Raw genomic sequence first — 18,382 nt, forward strand, 5'->3', positions numbered from 1 at the left:
AAAAAACGTACAAATGATTTTTAGCATTATTAACAATTATTTAATCTCTTTATTGCGTAATCAGGAATTTTAGCATTAATTTTGCTCCGTAAATTATTAATAATTAAAAATTTTAAATAATTAAGTTATGAAAAAAATCTATTCTTTATTAGCTATCTGTATTTTTACGGTATCTATGTTGGCTCAAACGACACTTGCGGAATGGGCACCAAATTCTACAAACACACCTGGTGGGTCATTAAATTTTGGACCAAGTCCATTTGCTGCAACTACTTCGGACACTAATTTGACAATCGGAGGTTTAACTAGAGGTGCTGGGTATGTGATACCTGCTTCTGGTAGTGGAGCTGCTTTAGCGTGGGGAGGAACTGATCTTACTAGTACTGACATTGCGAGTGCTATCTCAGCGGAAGATTTTGCGACTTTCACAATTACTGCAAACGCGGGATATCAGGTTTCTTTTTCTGGCATTGATCCCTATAATGTACGAAGATCAGCTACAGGTCCAACTAGCGGACAGTGGCAATATCAAATAGGTACTGGATCTTTCAATAATATTGGTTCAGTTATTACATGGGGTTCTGCTACAAATGCAGGAGGAAATGAGCAACCGGCAATTGATTTAAGTACTGTTACTGCATTACAGAATGTGCCAGCAGGAACAACCGTAACATTCAGAATTTTAGGATTCGGAGCTAGCGGATCTGGAGGTACTTGGTATGTTGTAAATGCTAACGCTGCTACTACAAGTAAGACATTAACTGTGAAAGGTTCTGTACAAACTTCTACTTTAGCTGTTTCAGACTTCAAAAAAGTAACATCAAACTTCGTAAAAAACACTTTGGTTAAAAACAACGAAATCGTTTTCGGTTCTGATGTAAAAGATATTAAAGTTTATACTTTATCAGGAGCAATCGTTAAAACTGGTGAAGTGAAAAACGGATCTACTTTAAACGTTGCTGAATTGGCTAAAGGAAACTATATCGTAACAGGTATCGTAAACAACGAGCCGGTTTCTCAGAAAATCTTGAAAGACTAATTTTTACATTTAGATATAAATACAGAACAGCTGCAGAAATGCAGCTGTTTTTTGTGCTTACAGATGGCATTCATAAAAATTCAAACGTTTTTATGAGAAAGTATGTTGCACGGTTGCACTGAACTTTCTCATGTTCCGGCAAGTGTGTTACTAGGGTGCGACAGGCTTGTAAGGTTTCCGGCAAAGCTGTTGCAGGGGTGCGGGAACCTTTCTGGAAGGGTGTTTCTTGATTTTAAGCCTGGTAAGGTGGTTTTTTGAAAACTGTAAAGAAACTTATGGGATAAATTCGTGTGAAAATGATATTATAACTTTTAACTTTCGTTTAATACCAACCCCTCCTCGCAGCATTAATAATTGTTCCAAGATTTAAAATCAAAGTATAACGTATTCTTTTGCCATAATCTTTGAAGCCCGGTTCAAATCCTAAACTCGACTGTACCGGAAGATACACTTCAAGAAAATCAGGGATCACACGTACTTTCAGACCCGAATCCCAAATGAATTTTGGATCGAAGTTTTTGTTTTTATAAACTCCGGCATCTGCATAAACATGGATCATTTTCCAAACGCTCGTATCGACATTGAAAGAAGTAATCCACTGATTGACCGAGCCGGGAATAAATGATTTAAAACCGCCGTCCGCCAGTATATACTGCTGTGAAAGAAGTCCTTCCGTAGCACTCTGACCTAAAAGATTATAAGAAAATGAATAATCTGAAACCCTTGAAATTCCGTAATTGAATGTATTGTTTCTGGTTTCATTTCTCACAAAATATCCCGCAAAAAGCCTCAGGCTCAGTTTCTGTCTCGGGGCAAATTCCCAGCGGTAAAAGGCTTCGCCGGTAATTTTATTGTAGTCTTCCATCCCCTGCGTGCTGATGCTCATGCTTTTCTCATGAATCATCTGGTTATCGGTATATCCATAACCCACGCTCCAAAGATTGTATTTATCATAATCTCTGTTGGCAATCATTTTTGCACTCAAATCCCTCTGATAATAGTTGTAAGAGACAGAGAGCCCCCGACTCACCGTACTTCTCGGAGGTTTCTGAAAACTGATTCCTGCAGATGCCGAAGCACGGGAATATGCCAACTCGTAATCGTAATGAAAGTGAGCTGCAGAAACTCCAAAAGTCAAAGCTCTGATAAAACTTTCAGCAGGTAAAAAAGAGTAGGAGACACCGCCCGTGCCCACCATTTTTCCTGTACCGGTACTGTAATAAGGTGTGAGAGAATAGGCGAATTTCTGGTCGAAAAGAGATTCGTTTCTAAAGTTCATCCCAAGAAGAAACTTGTCATAAGCATTGCTGAACCGGACTCTCGGGTTTAAATATATTTCATTGAACTCGGGATTTGGAATGTCTTTGATCAGTTTAAACTTAATTTTTTTCGAATTGGCAAAGATTCCTTTTGTGTAAAGATAATTGTCTCTGTAATTGGGTTCAGGAAAAATGTAGCCGTTGTTGAGCGTAATTTTATGAATGTCTTCTGCCGGAATTTCGAAGGTTTTGAGTCTTTCGTTTTTCTCAGTTTCCACCCAGTAGGATCTTTTTGAGCCTTCACGGCTTTCCGTTTCGAGTTTTACGGGTATGTTTTCGGAAGTGTTTTTTACAATTCTTACTTCGACAGCATCATTTTTCGTCCTGAAATTTTTCAGTTTGAAGTTGTCACGGTTTTTCTGCTTCAAAAAATCACTGAAGTACTCTGAAGATTTTTCCTCTTCAGCAAGTTCTTTCAGAAAATCTTCCGGATTGACCTGCGTGTCAGTATTTTTGGAAATATAATTTTTAACCAGATTATTAAACTGATTTTCTCCCATTTTATCTGCAGTATAGCTGAAAAGACTTCCCGTTTCAAAGTTGGAAATCGCCATATCGTTGAAATTGCTCAGCTCAGAAAACCTTTCACCGATCTTCTGATCAAGGTTCTGCGTCATAATGTACTGGTAAGCCAAACCATAGCGATCCAAAAGCTTTACTTCTGAGGCATGGAAGAATTTCACAGGTTTAATTCCCAGAATTTTGGTTTCGGTGAGATTTCCCAATAGTTTCGCATCACGGTAAAATTTCTTTAGATACTGAATTTCAAGATAGGATTTCAGTCCGTTTTTAAACCAGTGGTGATTCTGTTTGTCTGCAATAATTTTTTCATCTAAAACTTTCTTTGAAATAATTCCAAAGTAATCCTGATCCACCTTTTCGGCATCTGTAAAAAGTTTAAAATTAAATTTCCAGAAGTTGATGTCATTGTTTCCAAAGAAGTCTTCCTTCGCTCTGAATTTTTCAGATATAAAAAGATGCTCAGGAATAGAACCGATACGGTCTTCAATAAACTTCAGATGCAGAGGAAGAAAAAACTCAAGATTTTCCTTTTCCTGCTCACTGATATTGTATCCGAGTTTAATTTCTGTTTTAAAACTCTCAGAATTTACATTAATAACCGGAAATTTTTCTTTTGATATAATAAATTCCGGATCAGAATCAAGATAACCTTCAAATAAATTATCAGCAGTCTGATCAAGGTTTCCCTGTGCCTGAAATTCTGCAGGAAGGCTCAAATAAATCTTCCAGAACGTATTGAAACTGACAGATTCTTCAATGTCCAGATAATGTCGGTTCAGATGATTGTCCTTGTCAAAATGATCGGGAACGATGAAGAAATATTTCAGGGAAGTATTGATATCTGAAGTTCCGTAACCTGTAAATTTTTTATCGGGCAGCTGAAGTTTATATTTTAAATTTAAAACAACCGATTCTCCAACTTTCAGGGGAGTTGCAAGCGGTAAATAGAGATTTTCTGCTTCCTTTTTATCCGTTAAAAAATTCTGACTGTCTGAGGTAATGTTTATCTCGAGCAATTTTCCCAGTTCATCCTGTTTGGCAAAGTGAAGTCTGTTGTTCCGGTCTTCCAGTTTTCTGTAAACCAAAGGTGTTTTGCGGTTGTTGTAAGCAGCAATCCAGTTGAGAAGTTTCAGGCTGTCAAGATCTTTTGGGGAGTTGTTATGGTAAACAATTCTTTGCTCAACGTCCAGTGTTTTTCGGTCTGAGGACAGCTTAGCATTAATAAAAATACTGTCTTTCTGTGCAGAAATCTGTACAAACCCTAAAAACGAAATAATAACGGTGCTGAATTTTTTCAAAATGGCTGATAAAGCATCAAATATAATGTATTTTAGATATAAATTCAGTGATTAAAAAGCATATTTAAAATTTATTTTAAACTTTAAATGAACTGTTATTTATTAGTAACAGTCAATTTTGTTTAGTTGAAAAGATTTATTTTAAAAGTGCAATTTGATCTCGCCCCTGCAGGGCTTTTTGGCAATTGACTGATACAAAAAACACAGGGCTTTACCCTGTGCTATTGATTCCGCTCATTTGGAGCTTATGATATAAAATGTATTTCTACAAAGATTTCTGATACGCTTCCCAGCCTTCGTTTTTATAGATAAAAGCAGCTTCTTCAGGATTTTCAGATTTGTAAATTCCTCTTCCTACGATGATGAAATCTGTGTGAAGCGTTTTAAATACGTGCTCCGGCGTGTTGTACTGCTGTCCTTTTCCATCCCCTGAGTCTGCCAAATTCACTCCTGGCGTGAAAAGCAACATTTCGTCAGGCAACTGATTTTGCGAAACACCACCTATCACGTTCGGATGTGAAGCTGCCACTTTTAGAGCTTCTTCACGGTATGCACTCGTAGTTAAAGTTCCTTTGGAAGACATTCCAACAATCGCGACAACACCTACATTTTTAAAACAGTCCAGAGATTCATAACCTCCGATAACCTGAGAAGTTACAAAATCTGCCCAGTCAGTAATTTTGAAGACACCGCTTGTAAACTGAAGTTCCTGCGTGTTTCCGATGTCTGCAAATTTGCGGTCTTCCATTAGGAGAAAACGGTGTTTTTGAGCCAAAGCTTTTAATGGAACAATGGTTTTTTCGTAATCGAAATCTGAAATAATGTCGATGTGTGTTTTCAATGCAATAATGTGCGGTCCCACTTTTTCAGCCAAGGCCAAAAGTTCGGCAGTGGTCGTTACATCAGCAGAGGCGATAAGATTTGATTCTTTAGCCAAAGCTGTCTCCAATAATTTTTTGGATACGGAATGCTGTGCATTTTCAAATTTTTCCTGATAAGAAAGTCTCTTTTTCTCATCAAACTGAATATGATTTCCTTTTAAAAAATCCTGAATTCTTTTCACTTCATCATCAGAAAGTTCTCCTTCTTCCTGAAGAATAGTACAAACTTCTGTGATATTGAAAAGCGTGTGAACTTTAAATCCTTTGCTTTCCAAAAGTTGTTTTCCACCTTGCTCGCGATCCAGAACGACAACAATGTCGGCCACTTTCAGGTCTTCGTTTTCTACTTCTGCAATGGTTTCAATTAAAGATTTTCCGGATGTGATCACATCTTCCACCAAAAGACAGTTTTGTCCTTTCTGGTAAATTCCTTCGATCAGTTTTTTTGTACCGTAGTTTTTTGCTTCTTTTCTTTTGATAATTAATGGAATATAACTCTCAAGAGACATCGCCGTAGCCATAGGAAGTGCAGCGTAAGGAACACCACAAATCAAATCAAAATTATCCAGCGGAAGCATTTCCAAAAGATAATTGGCGAGGTTTTTAAGGATTTTCGGGTCTGAAGCCAATGGTCTTAAATCTACATAAAACGGACTTTCAATCCCGCTTTTTAAAGTAAATCTACCAAATTTGATGATTCCCAGCTTATAGCATTCTAAAAAGAATTCTTTCTTACTTTCCATTAATTTTCTATTAGATTCTGCAAATTTAAGGATTTGAATTTTAAATGACGACCAGCTAAGGAGTTTCGCGAGGATTTATTTTAAAATTAAAAAGTCATTTCCTTTTTTAGAGAAAATGACTTTCCTGAGGTATTATTTTACGATCTCAGCGTCGATAATTGTGGTTTCGCCAAGTCTTCTTTCGGCTTCCCAGATCAGAAATTTATCTACTTCACGTATCAGTTTAGGAATGGCAAGCGACAGAATCGCCAAATCATCCATTACGCCCACCACAGGAAAGATAAAATCAGGAATTAAATCTATGGGAGAAATAACGTAAAGTAAACCCAGCATGGGCAAAATTACATCAATTGATCTCATGGGATACATTCCCTTTCTCCAGAATTTCACCATTCGGAAAATATCCGGAATCTTTTTGATAAAGCCTTTGTGGCGAATTGCTTCTTTAGCAAGATGAAGTTTAGAGTATTTCATTTTGTGTTTGTTTTTATTTCAACACTTTTATAATTCACAAATTCTGTACCAGCAAATAATAAAAAGTGTTAAGATATAATTCGGGGTCTAAAATACACATTATTAGATATTAAAAAACTTTTTTCAACGGAAAATTATCAAAGTTATTTAACAATATTATCGATGAACTGATGTACCGTTTCGGCATCCCAATCTGTGGCAGCATCTTCCTTTATAATAATTCTTCCGGTTTTGTCCAGCAAAAATGTTGTCGGGAACGCTTTTGGAAGCAGTTTTTCGGAAATCGGGCTTTGTGCAATATAAACAGGAACGGTATAGTTGTTTTCTTTTAAAAATTTTCTGACCGCATCTTCCTGATCATTCATGGCAATCAACACAAAATCCACATGGCCTTTTCTGCCGTCATACAGTTTCTGAATAGATGGCCATTCTTTACGGCACGGTGGGCACCAGGTTCCCCAAAAATTCAGAAACATCGGTCTGTCTTTGAAGTTTTTAAGATTGGTACTTGCCACATTAATTCCTTTCAGTTCCACATCATAATCTTCGGGAGCGATATGTACAGCTTTTTCAATCGCAGCAACCGGAAAAAATGCGTCTTTCAGTTTTAGCTGAAGGCCGGGAATAAAAAAGATACAGCCCAGAACTACCAGAATGACTATGTAAATAATATTTTTTTTCATATTTTTTTCTCTAAATTACAGTAATTCGAGGATTTCTGCAACAGCATCTTTACCTCTGTTTTTTGAGTAATAAAGCTGCAGATCATTATAAAAAGTTTCTCTCGGATATGCTTCAGGATCAGCTTTAAATTTAAGCAGAAGTTCATGTCCGAATTTCGGGCGCGGTCCCCAAGAATTTTTCACACTAAAGTCTTCATTTAAAATTAAAACTTTCGGAATAGATTCTGTGCCGTTGGTCAGAAATTGATTGATCAGGCTCTTATCACTGTCTCTCAGGAAGATTTTTACCTCATTTTTTCCGTCAAAAAACTTGACTAAAGCAGGAACTGTTGCGCTCGCATCGCCACACCACGCTTCAGAGATAATCAAAATTTTTCCTTTAAAATTTTTGGATTCTAAGGTGTGAAGCTGATCTCCATCCGGCATATATTTTTTCCAGGTCCTGTCGATGCGCTGCAATCCGAGTTCGTAGTACTGTTTGTATTCTTTTTCCTGTTGGTTTGCAGGATTGTCAAGTCTTTGCTTTGCGATTTGCACATATTCTTCGAAAGAAATGGCATTGTCCCAGTAATTTTTCATTACCATTTATATTAAAAATTGTTGATGTTTCTTGTTTTGTTAATCAGATAAAGGTCGGCAAGCACGAATGCTGCCAGAGCTTCCACCACGGGAACTGCTCTAGGCAGAACGCACGCGTCATGTCTTCCGCGCCCTTCAACTGTTGTTTTTTCGCCGTTTTTGTTGACGCTTTCCTGAGGCTGCAGGATCGTAGCAACGGGTTTAAAGGCAACTCTGAAATAAATATCCATTCCATTTGAAATCCCGCCCTGAATTCCACCTGAAAGATTTGATTTCGTTGAAAAATCTTCGTTAAAAAGATCGTTGTGGTCTTTACCTGTCATTTTTGCACCACAGAAACCGCTTCCGTATTCAAAACCCTTGCAGGCATTGATGTTAAGCATGGCTTTTGCCAGTTCGGCCTGAAGTTTTGAAAACACGGGCTCGCCAATTCCTGCCGGAACATTTTTGATAACGCAGGTAATTGTTCCGCCAATGGTGTTGCCTTCTTTTTTAATTTCTTTAATTTTTGAAATCATTTTTTCGGCAGTTTCGGCATCGGGACAACGGACTTCATTGCTTTCGGTTTTTGAAAAGTCCAAAGCCTGATACGGTTTTTCACAGAAAATTTCTCCTACTGAAGAAACGTAGGCATTAATTTCAAACTCAGGCAGCAGCTGTTTTGCCAAAGCTCCTGCTACAACCCAATTGATGGTCTCCCTCGCGGAAGATTTTCCACCGCCTCTGTAATCTCTGATTCCAAATTTTTGATCGTACGTAAAATCAGCATGACTCGGACGATAGGCTGTTGCCAAATGATCGTAGTCTTTTGATTTTTGATTTTCGTTTTCAATGGTAAAGCCGATGGGTGTTCCTGTAGATTTTCCTTCAAAAATTCCAGATAAAAATTTTACGGTATCGCTTTCTTTTCTTTGGGTTACAATTGCAGACTGACCTGGCTTTCTGCGATCCAGTTCGGCCTGAATTTTTTCTAAACTGATCTCTACGCCTGCCGGAAAATTATTGATAATTCCGCCATAGGCCGCGCCGTGACTTTCCCCAAAGGAAGTAAGGCTGAGAAGATTTCCTAAGCTGTTAAACATAATACAAAATTACCGAAATTAATTCAGATGAGAAAAGGCGGATCAAGGTTGCTGATAGTTGTTCTTAATGACTTTTATAGCGTTATCCAATTCATTTTGTTCTTTTGTGTCTGTTTTTTTCCAGATAAATCCTTCTCTTATACTGTCAGGGTTTTTGAGTTGTGGAAATATTCTAAGTTTTTGATAGTCAAACATAAATCCTTCTGAGATGGCCGGTACAGGCGTTTCGTAATTAAATGGATATTTTTTTGAAACATGATAATTTAAATTTCCCACTTTAAAACTTTCATATTCAGTGTGAAAGTATTCTGCCGGTTTGTACAGTTGCGATATTTTAAATTGTCCCATCGTATTTCCCAATCTGAAACTGGGAATGAGGTACCTTAAGATTTGAGGATGAATCAAAAAGCTTAATGTGGCTAAACTTCCGGCGGAGAATATGATGAATGAGAACCTTTTAATATTTACACTGTAAAAACATGCGATGAATATCACCGGAAACACTTCAAGGAAAAAACGGTACTGGGCAGAAAATGAGAGAATTAAAGCCGATTTTAACAGTAACGAACCCAATAAGATATAATGTTTTTTTTCTTTTTTAATAAAAGCAAAAACTCCGTAGAAAATAAGGGAAATGATCAATCCTACGTTAAAGACTGATTTAATTCCGGAAATAAAAAGCCAGTTGGTGATCTTTTCCTTAAAGCTGAAATTTTTTATCTGTTCTGAAGAATATTGTGCATCATACGTTTTTAAAAGCGCATATTCCGAGCTTTGTCTCATCATTTCAGGATTAGGTTTCCATGGAATATTTAAATCGAAAATGGTAAGCGGAAAAAAGGGATAGCCAAAAGTCCAGATGTTTTTGATGATGAAAAGACTGAAAATAAGCGTGCCTGAAAGTAATATTTTCAAAGACATTTTTTTCCTCAAAATCATAATTAAAAATACAAAAACAGGAAGCCAGATCATTGTTGGTTTAATACTGAAAATATAAATGCTGAAAGCTAAAAACCCTGAATTAATCTTGGGTTTGGCAAAGATTTCATAAACCACAATAAGTGAAAAAATGTACGCAGGCAGATCTGGGCTTGGTGATTGGAGGAAAAATAAAAATACTGGAAAAAATGCCAGATGAACCCAGTTTTTATTTTCGAAAATGTAGATAAGATAAGTGACTGTAACCAATAAATTAATTCTCAAAAAAGGATCGGAAATATGTGAAAATCCCGTTTGGAAAAGATGCCATGCCGACATTTGCCCAAGCGTAAGATCTAAATTTGATATTCCTTTAATCAAACCAAACTCAGAGAGCCACCTGATCGTAGGAATGTAATATCCAAAATGATCTAAAATGAAAGGATAGAAGCTGGCGCAGGTAACACAAATGATTGCTGATGCATAAAAAGCCCAACCTGCATTTTTAAAAAAAGTAGATAGTTTCTGATAAAATTTTTCTTTAAAAAAATATAACAGTCCGATACACAAAATGATTGCTTCAACATAAACATTGATGCCAAAAAAAAATGCACCTACAGTTAAAATCAAACTTAAAAACAGTATTCCCGATAAAATTAGTCCTGAAATACCTTCTGTTAAATTGAAGCGAAAAGATTTCTCGGCAATCAAACCCCATCCAATCAGCGTAGGTAGAAGAAGAATTAGGGATAAAATTAGTAAAAGCATAAAAAAAGATTGCTTAAAAATAAGCAATCTTTAGTTAAAAAAATATATAAAAGTGTTTGGTAGGTATTATTATCTTGGCTGTACACGACCGTCTTTTCTGTCTCCGGATCTACCAATGGTATAACCTGTTGCACCACCGACTACACCGCCGATTACAGCACCAAGACCTCTGTTTTTCTTACTGATGATGGCACCTGCTGCAGCTCCACCTACGGTACCAATAATTGTACCTTTTGCCGCTTTACTCATTCCTTTTTTCTGAGTTGTACCCTGTGAAGAAGTACCGGAACCATTGCTGGCTACTGCTCCTGAAGAAGATCCTGAGGATGGACTGTTTCTGTAAATTGTACGTGTTTCTCTGATTACCTGAGGTTTTGCAGCCGCCGCAGCAGCTACTGCTGCTTCCTGTTTTTCAATTTCTGCAAGACTGTCGGTTCTTTTTTGAGCCTCATAAGCCATTCTTTCTTTTTCAATAGCTAGCTTCTGCTTTTCTATATCCAACTGTCTGGCCTGGAACTCAAGTTTTTGCTGTTCAAGAGTTTGCTCGGCAATTTTATCATCTTTTTTACAGGCTGTGAACAAGAAAACTGATAACAAACCTGAAATTATAATCTTTTTCATAACGCAAATTTTATATTCAAAATCATTTGAATGTTTATATCAGCATAATTTCAATTATGAAGCCAAACGAAAGTTAAAAAATGTTAAAGTAAAATGTGGTATCATAATTACGTGTCTTTCAGGGACATTTAAACAAAAATTATTGATCTGAAATATTGTTAGAGTATATTATCCTGGAAATATATCTAGCTTTTATTTTTCATAGTTTTTGCCACACGATACCAATCAATTCCATCAATTACAAAAAGTAACTAATGAATTTTATTAATTTTAAATTTGCTGTACAAATAAATTTTAATGAAACATTTTGATATATCAGTGCTTGATTTGGCTCCGGTAAAACTGGGGAAAACTATTCACGATACTTTTCAGGACAGTCTCTCCTTGGCCAACTTTGCTGAAAATTTAAATTATAAAAGATTCTGGCTTGCCGAACATCACAATATGGAAAGCATTGCCAGTTCTGCAACTTCTGTACTGATCGGTTACATCGCCAACGGAACAAAAAAAATAAGAGTTGGATCAGGCGGAATTATGCTTCCCAATCACAGCTCGCTCGTCATTGCCGAACAGTTTGGAACACTGGAATCACTTTTTCCCGGAAGAATTGATCTCGGTGTGGGAAGGGCTCCGGGAACCGATGGTTTGACCGCTCAGGCTTTGGGAAGAAATCCTGCGATCATCAATGAACAGTTTCCGAGACAGATTTTAGAATTACAAAAATATTTTTCAGCGGAAAATTCAAATGCTTTGGTGCGTGCGATTCCCGGAGAAGGTTTGGATATTCCGATGTATATTCTCGGTTCGAGTACAGACAGCGCCTGGCTGGCGGCAGAACTCGGACTTCCGTATGCTTTTGCAGGACATTTTGCTCCCGAACAGATGGGTACGGCTTTTAAAATTTACAGGGAACATTTCGAACCTTCGAAATATTTGGATAAACCTTTTGTTTTGGCTTGTGTAAACGGTGTTGCGGCTGAAACTTCTGAGGAAGCACATTTCCTTTCCACGACTTTATTTCAGGCGTTTATTAATATTATCAGAAACGACAGAAAGCCTTTTCCTGCGCCGGTTGAAGATATGGATGCCATCTGGTCAGCCATGGAAAAATCAATGGTTTTACAGAAATTAAAATTCAGTTTTATTGGAAACCAGAATGAAATTGCAGAGCAGATCAAAAACTTTCAGGAAAAATATCAGGTGGATGAACTGATGATTAATTCTCACATCTACGACCATCAGAAACGATTGGAATCTTATGAAATCATTAGAAGAGCGAAAAACTCTTTGGCTGGTTAACACATAAGTCACAGAGAGTTTTTCTCAGGTTTGAAAATATTTTAGAGCGCATTAGAGGAAAAATCAAAGATTTTTTGGGCAGGAGTAATTAAATTCGGTTTGTGAGATTACAGAATTAAAGTAATTTCTTCTTAATATTAAAGGCTAGCCTGTTACAATTGTCATTAATGAAAATCTTCGATTTTCAAATCTTATGTGTTCTAAAATGTTTTCAATATTTACAACTAAACTAATGTGACTAATGTGTCAAAGTCTTATTGTAGATTAAAGAAATTATAAACCACAGTTAATAATTGTTGATGCTTATTTTATTGAGTATCTTTGCGAAAATTCAAAGTAAAAATGTCAGATATTAAATTAAATACTATTCCAGAGGCGATTGAAGACCTTAAAAATGGTAAAATAATCATAGTGGTAGACGATGAAGACAGAGAGAATGAAGGTGATTTTCTTTGTGCTGCCGAGCTTACAACACCTGCGTTGATCAATTTTATGGCAGTTCACGGAAGAGGTTTAATCTGCATGCCGCTTCCTGAAAAAAGATGTGACGAGCTTGGTCTTGACGTAATGGTTAGCCGAAGCAGCGATCCTAAAGAAACCGCTTTTACCGTTTCTGTAGACCTTTTAGGTGACGGAACTTCTACAGGAATTTCTGCAGGAGACAGAGCCAAAACGATTTTAGCTCTGATGGATGAAAAATCTAAACCTACAGATTTCATGCGTCCGGGCCACATTTTTCCGTTACGTGCAAGAAAAGGTGGTGTCCTGAAAAGAGCCGGTCACACTGAAGCTGCAATCGACTTAACTTGTCTGGCAGGTCTGAAAGAAGGTGGCGTAATCTGTGAAATCATGAACGAAGACGGTTCTATGTCGCGTTTGCCGGATCTTCAGGTTTTTGCTCAGAAACATGATATGAAAATTGTTTCCATCGAAGATCTGATTCATTATCAGCTTAAAAAAGGAAACTTAATTGAGAGAATTGAGGAAAGGGAGGTGAAAACTGCGTACGGTGATTTTCATTTCTGCGCTTTCAGAGAAACTTCAAATGATCAGATTCACTTTGCTTTAACAAAAGGAACTTGGACAGTTGATGAGCCTGTTTTGGTAAGAGTTCAGTCTTCAGATTCTTACTTTGATGTTTTGACCAGACTGAATAACGGTGAAAAACCACAGTTGGAAAAAGTAACTTCAATGATTAATGACGCTGGAAAAGGAGCGATTATTTTCATTAACAACGTTTCTAATTCTGAGAATACTTTAAGAAAATTACAGCAGTTCTTAAATTATCAGGATGGACAGCAAAAACATCCGACGGCTGCATTCAATTACAGAGATTACGGAATCGGAACTCAGATCTTAAAGAATTTAGGAATCAATAAATTTAGAGTAATTACTCAAAATCCTGATGTAAAACCTCAGGTTGGTGGTTATGATGTTGAGGTGACGGAGATGGTTCAACTTTAAAAATGAATTGTGAATTGTCAATTTTGCTTCGCAAGTGAATTTTTCAAAATGATTAAATTGACAGCGTAGCTAATTCACATTTGACAATTAACTTCGAAGAATAAAAATGGCTTGATCAACTCAAGCCATTTTTATTTCTTCGAAATTTCTGAATCCGTTCAGAAAATCTTTGACATTCATTCTTTTCTTTCCTTCCAGCTGAAGTTCCAGAGGATAATAAATTCCATCCTGAGTATAGATTTTAAATTCATTTTTAGAAATTTCTAAACTTTCGACAGGTTTTCCGTGATCTGAATTTTCAAATTTTCCATTATAAATTTTTAGTCCTTTTTCTTCTTCACCGATTTTTATTGTGGTAAAAGCTGCAGGATAAGGTGACATTCCTAAAACAAACTGATGAACTTCTTTCGAAGTTTTTGTCCAGTCAATTTTGGTGTCTTCCTTGAAGATTTTGTAAGCATTTTTCGGATGTTTAACTTCGGGTTGAGGCTTTTCAATAATTGAGTTTTCTGCCAATCCGTTCAAAGTTTTTACAACTAATTTTGAGCCCATTTCCATCAATCTGTCGTGAAGATGACCGGCATTTTCGTTTTCTAAGACCGGAATTTCTTCCTGTAATAAAATGTTTCCTTCATCTATTTTTTCATTGATAAAAAATGTTGTGGCACCCGTTTTTTTTTCTCCGTTAATGACTGCATAATTAATTGGAGCAGCTCCTCTGTAATCAGGAAGTAGGGAAGCGTGAAGGTTGAAAGTTCCCATTTCAGGCATTTCAAACAAAACTTTAGGCATCATTCTGAAAGCAACGACTACGAAAACATCAGCATCTAATTTTTTTAATTCTTCTAAAAATTCTGGATTTCTTAATTTTTCAGGTTGCAAAACGGGAATATTATTTTCCACAGCAAAAATTTTTACAGGAGACTGATTGATTTTCTGTCCGCGACCACTTGCTTTATCCGCAACCGTTACAACACCTACAACTTCGTGATGAGATTGATGAATGGCTTCCAGTGAGGTCTTTGCAAACTCTGGTGTGCCTAAAAAAACGACTTTCAATGATTTCATGGTGCAAAGATAAAACTCTTGAATGATTACTCAGAAATTCAAGGCAGTGATTTTTGTTTTGAGTTGAGGCCTTACTTAAAATTACCAATTACACATTACTTATTACCTATAATTTAAGTCAAAGCATACGTTCTGAAGTTCAGCATCTTCACTTTTCCGGAATCCAAAAGAAATATTAAATTTTCCAAAATATTTTCTTTGGTCTGAAACTGTAACTGAACCGAAATTTCTTCAATCGTCGCAGATTTTTTACTTAAAACCTTTAAGATTTCTGATGAAACATTTTTTCCAAAAATAGATTGTCTGTTTTTCTCACAAACCGTACATTGTCCGCAGTTTTTAGTGTTTTTTTCACCAAAGTACGAGAGAATCAGTTTCATTTTACAATATTGATTATCCTCAATAAAGAATTTCATTTCCTCCCATTTCTGGATTTTATTTTTCTGAATATGCTCAAAAAGTTTCCAGTAAGTTCCGGCGTTTGACCTTTCATCACGGGGTTTCAAAAATTTTACCGAAGCTAAAGCACCGTCAATATATTCCAGATAATTTTTTTGCTGAAGTTCTTTCAACCTTTCTTTGATCAGGTGGATGCTTACACCAATTTTATCGCTCACTCTCTGTTCACTGAACATCACTTTGTGCGTTGTAATCCCAGAGATGCTTCTGAGCATTAATTCAATAAAATAAGCATCTTTAGCCGGAAGCTGATCGATTTCATCAGGTTTAATCATCAACTCAAGAGATGACAGACTTTTATTGCTGTTATGGTAAATAATTTCCTGAGTGTGAAGAAAATTAAGAACATTTTTAATTTTTGTATTTGAAAGTTTAGTGAAATTCTGAATTCCGGCGATATTTAACTGAAAAACTTTTTCCGGAAGTTCAAATTCTGCTACCTGAAATTTTGAGTATAAAAAACTTATAATTTTTAAAAACTCTGCTTTATTGGGAATTTGATTTCTTAAAATCTGATCAAAATTTGAAATTTCCTGCTGGTTCCAAAGCATGAAAGCATAACTTTTTTTACCGTCTCTTCCCGCACGGCCAATTTCCTGATAATAATTTTCAATCGATTGAGAAGGGGAGAAGTGAATAACGAAACGTACATTATCTTTGTCAATCCCCATCCCGAAAGCGTTGGTGGAAATTAAGACATTTTGATCACTATTGTTCCAAAAATTCTGTCTTTCATTCTTTTCTTTAGTTGTCAGCCCGGCATGAAAATAATCTACATTCTGAATTTTATTTCTGTGAAGATATTCAGTAAGGAGTTCCGCGTCCTTTCGGGTCCGCACATAGATAATTCCTGATTCTTTAGCGTATTTAAGAATATTGAAAACCTTTGAATATTTATCTGAAATTTCTTCAGAAAAAACTTTAATATTATCTCTTCTGAAACTTTTCTGAAATACCTCAGGATTTTTAAGTTCCAGTTTAGATTTTATTTCGTCCAAAACTTTCGGAGTTGCCGTAGCTGTTAAAGCGAGACATGTAATTTCAGGATTATTTCTTCTGAAATCCTTTATATTCTGATAACTTGGTCTGAAATCCTGTCCCCATTCTGAAATACAATGTGCTTCATCCACCGCGATGAACGATAACTGAATTTCTTCCATCTGCTGAATGAAGAGTTTGTTGGTCAGTCTTTCAGGGGAAACATATAGTAGTTTTGTTAAACCTTCTTTGCATCTGTTGTAAATAACTTCCGCGTCGAATTCATCCAGTTCGGAACTTAAATATTCCGCCTCAATCCCTCTGAATTTTAATTGATTGACCTGATCTTTCATCAATGCCAACAAAGGAGAAATTACAAGACAAGTTCCTTCATTCAATAGAGCCGGAAGCTGGTAACATAATGATTTCCCGGCACCTGTGGGAAGCAGAACCAAAGTGTCATTTCTGTTCATCACAGAATCAATGATCTGTTCCTGAGCATCTCTGAATTGATCATGTCCCCAAAAATGTTTAAGGGTTTTATTTTTTAAATCATTATAATCTTGTGCGGAAATCATAAAGTAAATGTAAGGAAAGTATTGAAACAAAAAAAGTCACGCATGGCGTGACTTTAAATTTTATAATAAGAAATTTTATTATTTAGCTTCGAAGTAAACTCTTCTGTTTGCTCTGTTTTTCCACTCAGGGCATTTTTCAGCTGGCTCACATTCTGGATATTTAAGGTCTTTTTCACCTCTACCAACTGCGTTGATTTTTTCTTTACCAACACCGTTTTTAATCAGGTAGTTTTTCACACTGTTCGCTCTTCTTTCAGAAAGCTTTTGGTTATACTCGTCAGTACCTTTGGTATCAGTAGCTCCGATTACAGTGTAAACACCAGTTGAAGAATTGATATAGCTTACAGCATTGTTAAGAATAGGAGTATTATTTGGAAGGATTCTATCTGAATTGAAATCAAATTCGATTCCATCTAGCATCTTTTCTTCTTCTTTTACTGTACCTGGATCAACTACGGGTGTAGTAGGACAACCGTTGTTTTCAACCGGACCAGGAACAGTTACACACTGATCGTAAAGATCAATTACACCGTCAAGGTCTGCATCTAAAGCAACACCAGCACCGTCTACTCTTGCACCAGCCGGAGTATTCAATTCTCTGTCCCAATCGTCACAAACTCCATCATTATCTAAGTCACCTTTTTTGCAAACTTCAACTTCCTGGTTTTTCTCAGCTAAAACATCAAGTTTCCAGTAGATTTCCTGCAACGGGTCATGCCACATCAAGTGAGATTCGTGCTTACCAAGTTTTAAAGTTAAACCAAGTGTTGCATTAAAGAAATTATCAGAGATTTGATCTTCTCTCTTGTTGATATCACTGTATTGTGCACCTCCACCATCAAACTCATCATCTCCTGTATATACATACATTAATCTTCCTTCAACATCCAGTCTTCTGTTGATTTTGTATTTCAAACCAGCACCTGCCTGGGCAAATAAATTGGTAAGGTTGAAAGGTTTAACTTCAGTAGCTAATCTCTGACCTTTTTCATCCTTTTGAAAAGCCTTGTAACCAAAAGTACCTATACCTCCATATCCGTGAAGAGCCCATCTGTAAGGAGATTTGTTATCAACTCTTCTAAGAAGATTTGATATATTAACATCTCCTAAGATTGAGATCATGTTGTATTGAGTTCTTGCACCTACTCTTTGGTAAACAGAAGCATCAGAAGGAGCAGCGTCTTTTGTGTTGAACCATCCTTGTCTTGTTTCACCTCTGTCGTACTGTAAATTTAAACCGAACGCATGTGTAATTGCTTTATTAACACTTACATACATTGAGTAACCAAAAAGGTTTTTACCGTTACCATTCTTAATAGAAGTAAGGTCGGCAGACTGAATCATGGGAACGCCTACTCCGGCAGAAATAGACCAATCATTGAATCTTTTAGACTCTTGAGTAAATTTTGAAACATTTGCAGAACCGGACGAAAATGTATTTGGATATTGCTGAGCAGAACTTACAGCTGTAGAGTCCTGTGCAAAGTTTAGTGTCGGGATCGCTAAAGCAAATGCAACAATTGCTAAACTTAATTTCATAGTGTATTTTTTATTTGTTATTACTTGATTTGATCATTTCAGTTATTATTTTAACTAAGTAAATGATGTT

At 36.4% G+C, this 18,382-nt stretch carries 14 protein-coding genes; 3 read left to right on the forward strand and 11 right to left on the reverse strand.

All coding sequences use genetic code 11. From position 1 onward, the window contains the following. The first annotated feature begins 127 nt into the window (after positions 1–127). Positions 128–1,039, forward strand: a complete 912-nt coding sequence (locus IC610_RS16410) for a T9SS type A sorting domain-containing protein (protein ID WP_191737810.1) — start codon at positions 128–130, stop codon at positions 1,037–1,039. Positions 1,040–1,361: 322 nt separating this feature from the next. On the opposite strand, the gene IC610_RS16415 is transcribed toward IC610_RS16410, so the two are convergent. From IC610_RS16415 to IC610_RS16450, 8 genes are all read right to left on the reverse strand, one after another. After that, positions 1,362–4,178, reverse strand: a complete 2,817-nt coding sequence (locus IC610_RS16415) for a gluzincin family metallopeptidase (protein WP_194698933.1) — start codon at positions 4,176–4,178, stop codon at positions 1,362–1,364. Between the two features lie 265 nt (positions 4,179–4,443). After that, positions 4,444–5,802 carry an orotidine-5'-phosphate decarboxylase gene (gene pyrF / locus IC610_RS16420; protein WP_191737811.1) on the reverse strand — a complete coding sequence of 453 codons (1,359 nt, stop codon included), beginning with the start codon at positions 5,800–5,802 and terminating at the stop codon, positions 4,444–4,446. 132 nt (positions 5,803–5,934) lie between these two features. Next, positions 5,935–6,276 carry a YkvA family protein gene (locus tag IC610_RS16425; RefSeq protein ID WP_056084443.1) on the reverse strand — a complete coding sequence of 114 codons (342 nt, stop codon included), beginning with the start codon at positions 6,274–6,276 and terminating at the stop codon, positions 5,935–5,937. A 143-nt stretch (positions 6,277–6,419) separates the two neighbouring features. Beyond that, entirely contained in the window at positions 6,420–6,959 is a 540-nt protein-coding gene (locus IC610_RS16430; RefSeq protein ID WP_056084448.1) for a TlpA family protein disulfide reductase, read from the reverse strand. 15 nt (positions 6,960–6,974) lie between these two features. Next, positions 6,975–7,538 carry a thioredoxin family protein gene (locus tag IC610_RS16435; RefSeq protein ID WP_191737812.1) on the reverse strand — a complete coding sequence of 188 codons (564 nt, stop codon included), beginning with the start codon at positions 7,536–7,538 and terminating at the stop codon, positions 6,975–6,977. A gap of 11 nt (positions 7,539–7,549) precedes the next feature. Continuing rightward, positions 7,550–8,620 (reverse strand): chorismate synthase, encoded by a 1,071-nt coding sequence (gene aroC, locus IC610_RS16440; RefSeq protein WP_191737813.1) that lies wholly within the window; start codon positions 8,618–8,620, stop codon positions 7,550–7,552. Positions 8,621–8,662: 42 nt separating this feature from the next. Beyond that, complete coding sequence (locus IC610_RS16445; protein ID WP_228462954.1) at positions 8,663–10,306, reverse strand: LIC_10190 family membrane protein; 1,644 nt, start codon at positions 10,304–10,306, stop codon at positions 8,663–8,665. A gap of 69 nt (positions 10,307–10,375) precedes the next feature. After that, a complete protein-coding gene (locus IC610_RS16450; protein ID WP_056084457.1) occupies positions 10,376–10,927 on the reverse strand; it encodes a YMGG-like glycine zipper-containing protein in 552 nt (183 codons plus the stop codon). Positions 10,928–11,224: 297 nt separating this feature from the next. Here IC610_RS16450 and IC610_RS16455 point away from each other — a divergent pair, with 297 nt between their 5' ends. Beyond that, positions 11,225–12,226 carry an LLM class flavin-dependent oxidoreductase gene (locus tag IC610_RS16455; protein WP_191737814.1) on the forward strand — a complete coding sequence of 334 codons (1,002 nt, stop codon included), beginning with the start codon at positions 11,225–11,227 and terminating at the stop codon, positions 12,224–12,226. 342 nt (positions 12,227–12,568) lie between these two features. Next, the gene (ribB, locus tag IC610_RS16460) at positions 12,569–13,690 is read left to right on the forward strand and encodes a 3,4-dihydroxy-2-butanone-4-phosphate synthase (RefSeq protein WP_191737815.1); all 1,122 of its coding nucleotides are present in this window, start codon (positions 12,569–12,571) and stop codon (positions 13,688–13,690) included. A 120-nt stretch (positions 13,691–13,810) separates the two neighbouring features. Here the strand turns inward: ribB and fmt are convergent, their stop codons facing one another. The 3 genes from fmt to IC610_RS16475 all read right to left on the reverse strand — a co-directional run bounded on the left by fmt (position 13,811) and on the right by IC610_RS16475 (position 18,312). After that, positions 13,811–14,758, reverse strand: a complete 948-nt coding sequence (gene fmt, locus IC610_RS16465) for a methionyl-tRNA formyltransferase (RefSeq protein WP_191737816.1) — start codon at positions 14,756–14,758, stop codon at positions 13,811–13,813. 113 nt (positions 14,759–14,871) lie between these two features. Continuing rightward, complete coding sequence (locus IC610_RS16470) at positions 14,872–16,773, reverse strand: RecQ family ATP-dependent DNA helicase (RefSeq protein WP_191737817.1); 1,902 nt, start codon at positions 16,771–16,773, stop codon at positions 14,872–14,874. Between the two features lie 78 nt (positions 16,774–16,851). After that, positions 16,852–18,312 (reverse strand): OmpA family protein, encoded by a 1,461-nt coding sequence (locus tag IC610_RS16475; protein WP_191737818.1) that lies wholly within the window; start codon positions 18,310–18,312, stop codon positions 16,852–16,854. Positions 18,313–18,382: the final 70 nt, after the last annotated feature.

The sequence above is a fragment of the Chryseobacterium caseinilyticum genome (assembly GCF_014837145.1).
In the GTDB taxonomy this organism is placed as follows: Bacteria; Bacteroidota; Bacteroidia; order Flavobacteriales; family Weeksellaceae; genus Chryseobacterium; species Chryseobacterium caseinilyticum.

What these genes read in the sequence shown, in the direction of transcription:
- IC610_RS16410 (WP_191737810.1), top strand. Translation starts at nt 128, where the DNA reads ATGAAAAAAATCTATTCTTTATTAGCTATCTGTATTTTTACGGTATCT.
- pyrF (WP_191737811.1), bottom strand. Translation starts at nt 5,802, where the DNA reads ATGGAAAGTAAGAAAGAATTCTTTTTAGAATGCTATAAGCTGGGAATC.
- IC610_RS16425 (WP_056084443.1), bottom strand. Translation starts at nt 6,276, where the DNA reads ATGAAATACTCTAAACTTCATCTTGCTAAAGAAGCAATTCGCCACAAA.
- IC610_RS16430 (WP_056084448.1), bottom strand. Translation starts at nt 6,959, where the DNA reads ATGAAAAAAAATATTATTTACATAGTCATTCTGGTAGTTCTGGGCTGT.
- IC610_RS16435 (WP_191737812.1), bottom strand. Translation starts at nt 7,538, where the DNA reads ATGAAAAATTACTGGGACAATGCCATTTCTTTCGAAGAATATGTGCAA.
- aroC (WP_191737813.1), bottom strand. Translation starts at nt 8,620, where the DNA reads ATGTTTAACAGCTTAGGAAATCTTCTCAGCCTTACTTCCTTTGGGGAA.
- IC610_RS16445 (WP_228462954.1), bottom strand. Translation starts at nt 10,306, where the DNA reads ATGCTTTTACTAATTTTATCCCTAATTCTTCTTCTACCTACGCTGATT.
- IC610_RS16450 (WP_056084457.1), bottom strand. Translation starts at nt 10,927, where the DNA reads ATGAAAAAGATTATAATTTCAGGTTTGTTATCAGTTTTCTTGTTCACA.
- IC610_RS16455 (WP_191737814.1), top strand. Translation starts at nt 11,225, where the DNA reads ATGAAACATTTTGATATATCAGTGCTTGATTTGGCTCCGGTAAAACTG.
- ribB (WP_191737815.1), top strand. Translation starts at nt 12,569, where the DNA reads ATGTCAGATATTAAATTAAATACTATTCCAGAGGCGATTGAAGACCTT.
- fmt (WP_191737816.1), bottom strand. Translation starts at nt 14,758, where the DNA reads ATGAAATCATTGAAAGTCGTTTTTTTAGGCACACCAGAGTTTGCAAAG.
- IC610_RS16470 (WP_191737817.1), bottom strand. Translation starts at nt 16,773, where the DNA reads ATGATTTCCGCACAAGATTATAATGATTTAAAAAATAAAACCCTTAAA.
- IC610_RS16475 (WP_191737818.1), bottom strand. Translation starts at nt 18,312, where the DNA reads ATGAAATTAAGTTTAGCAATTGTTGCATTTGCTTTAGCGATCCCGACA.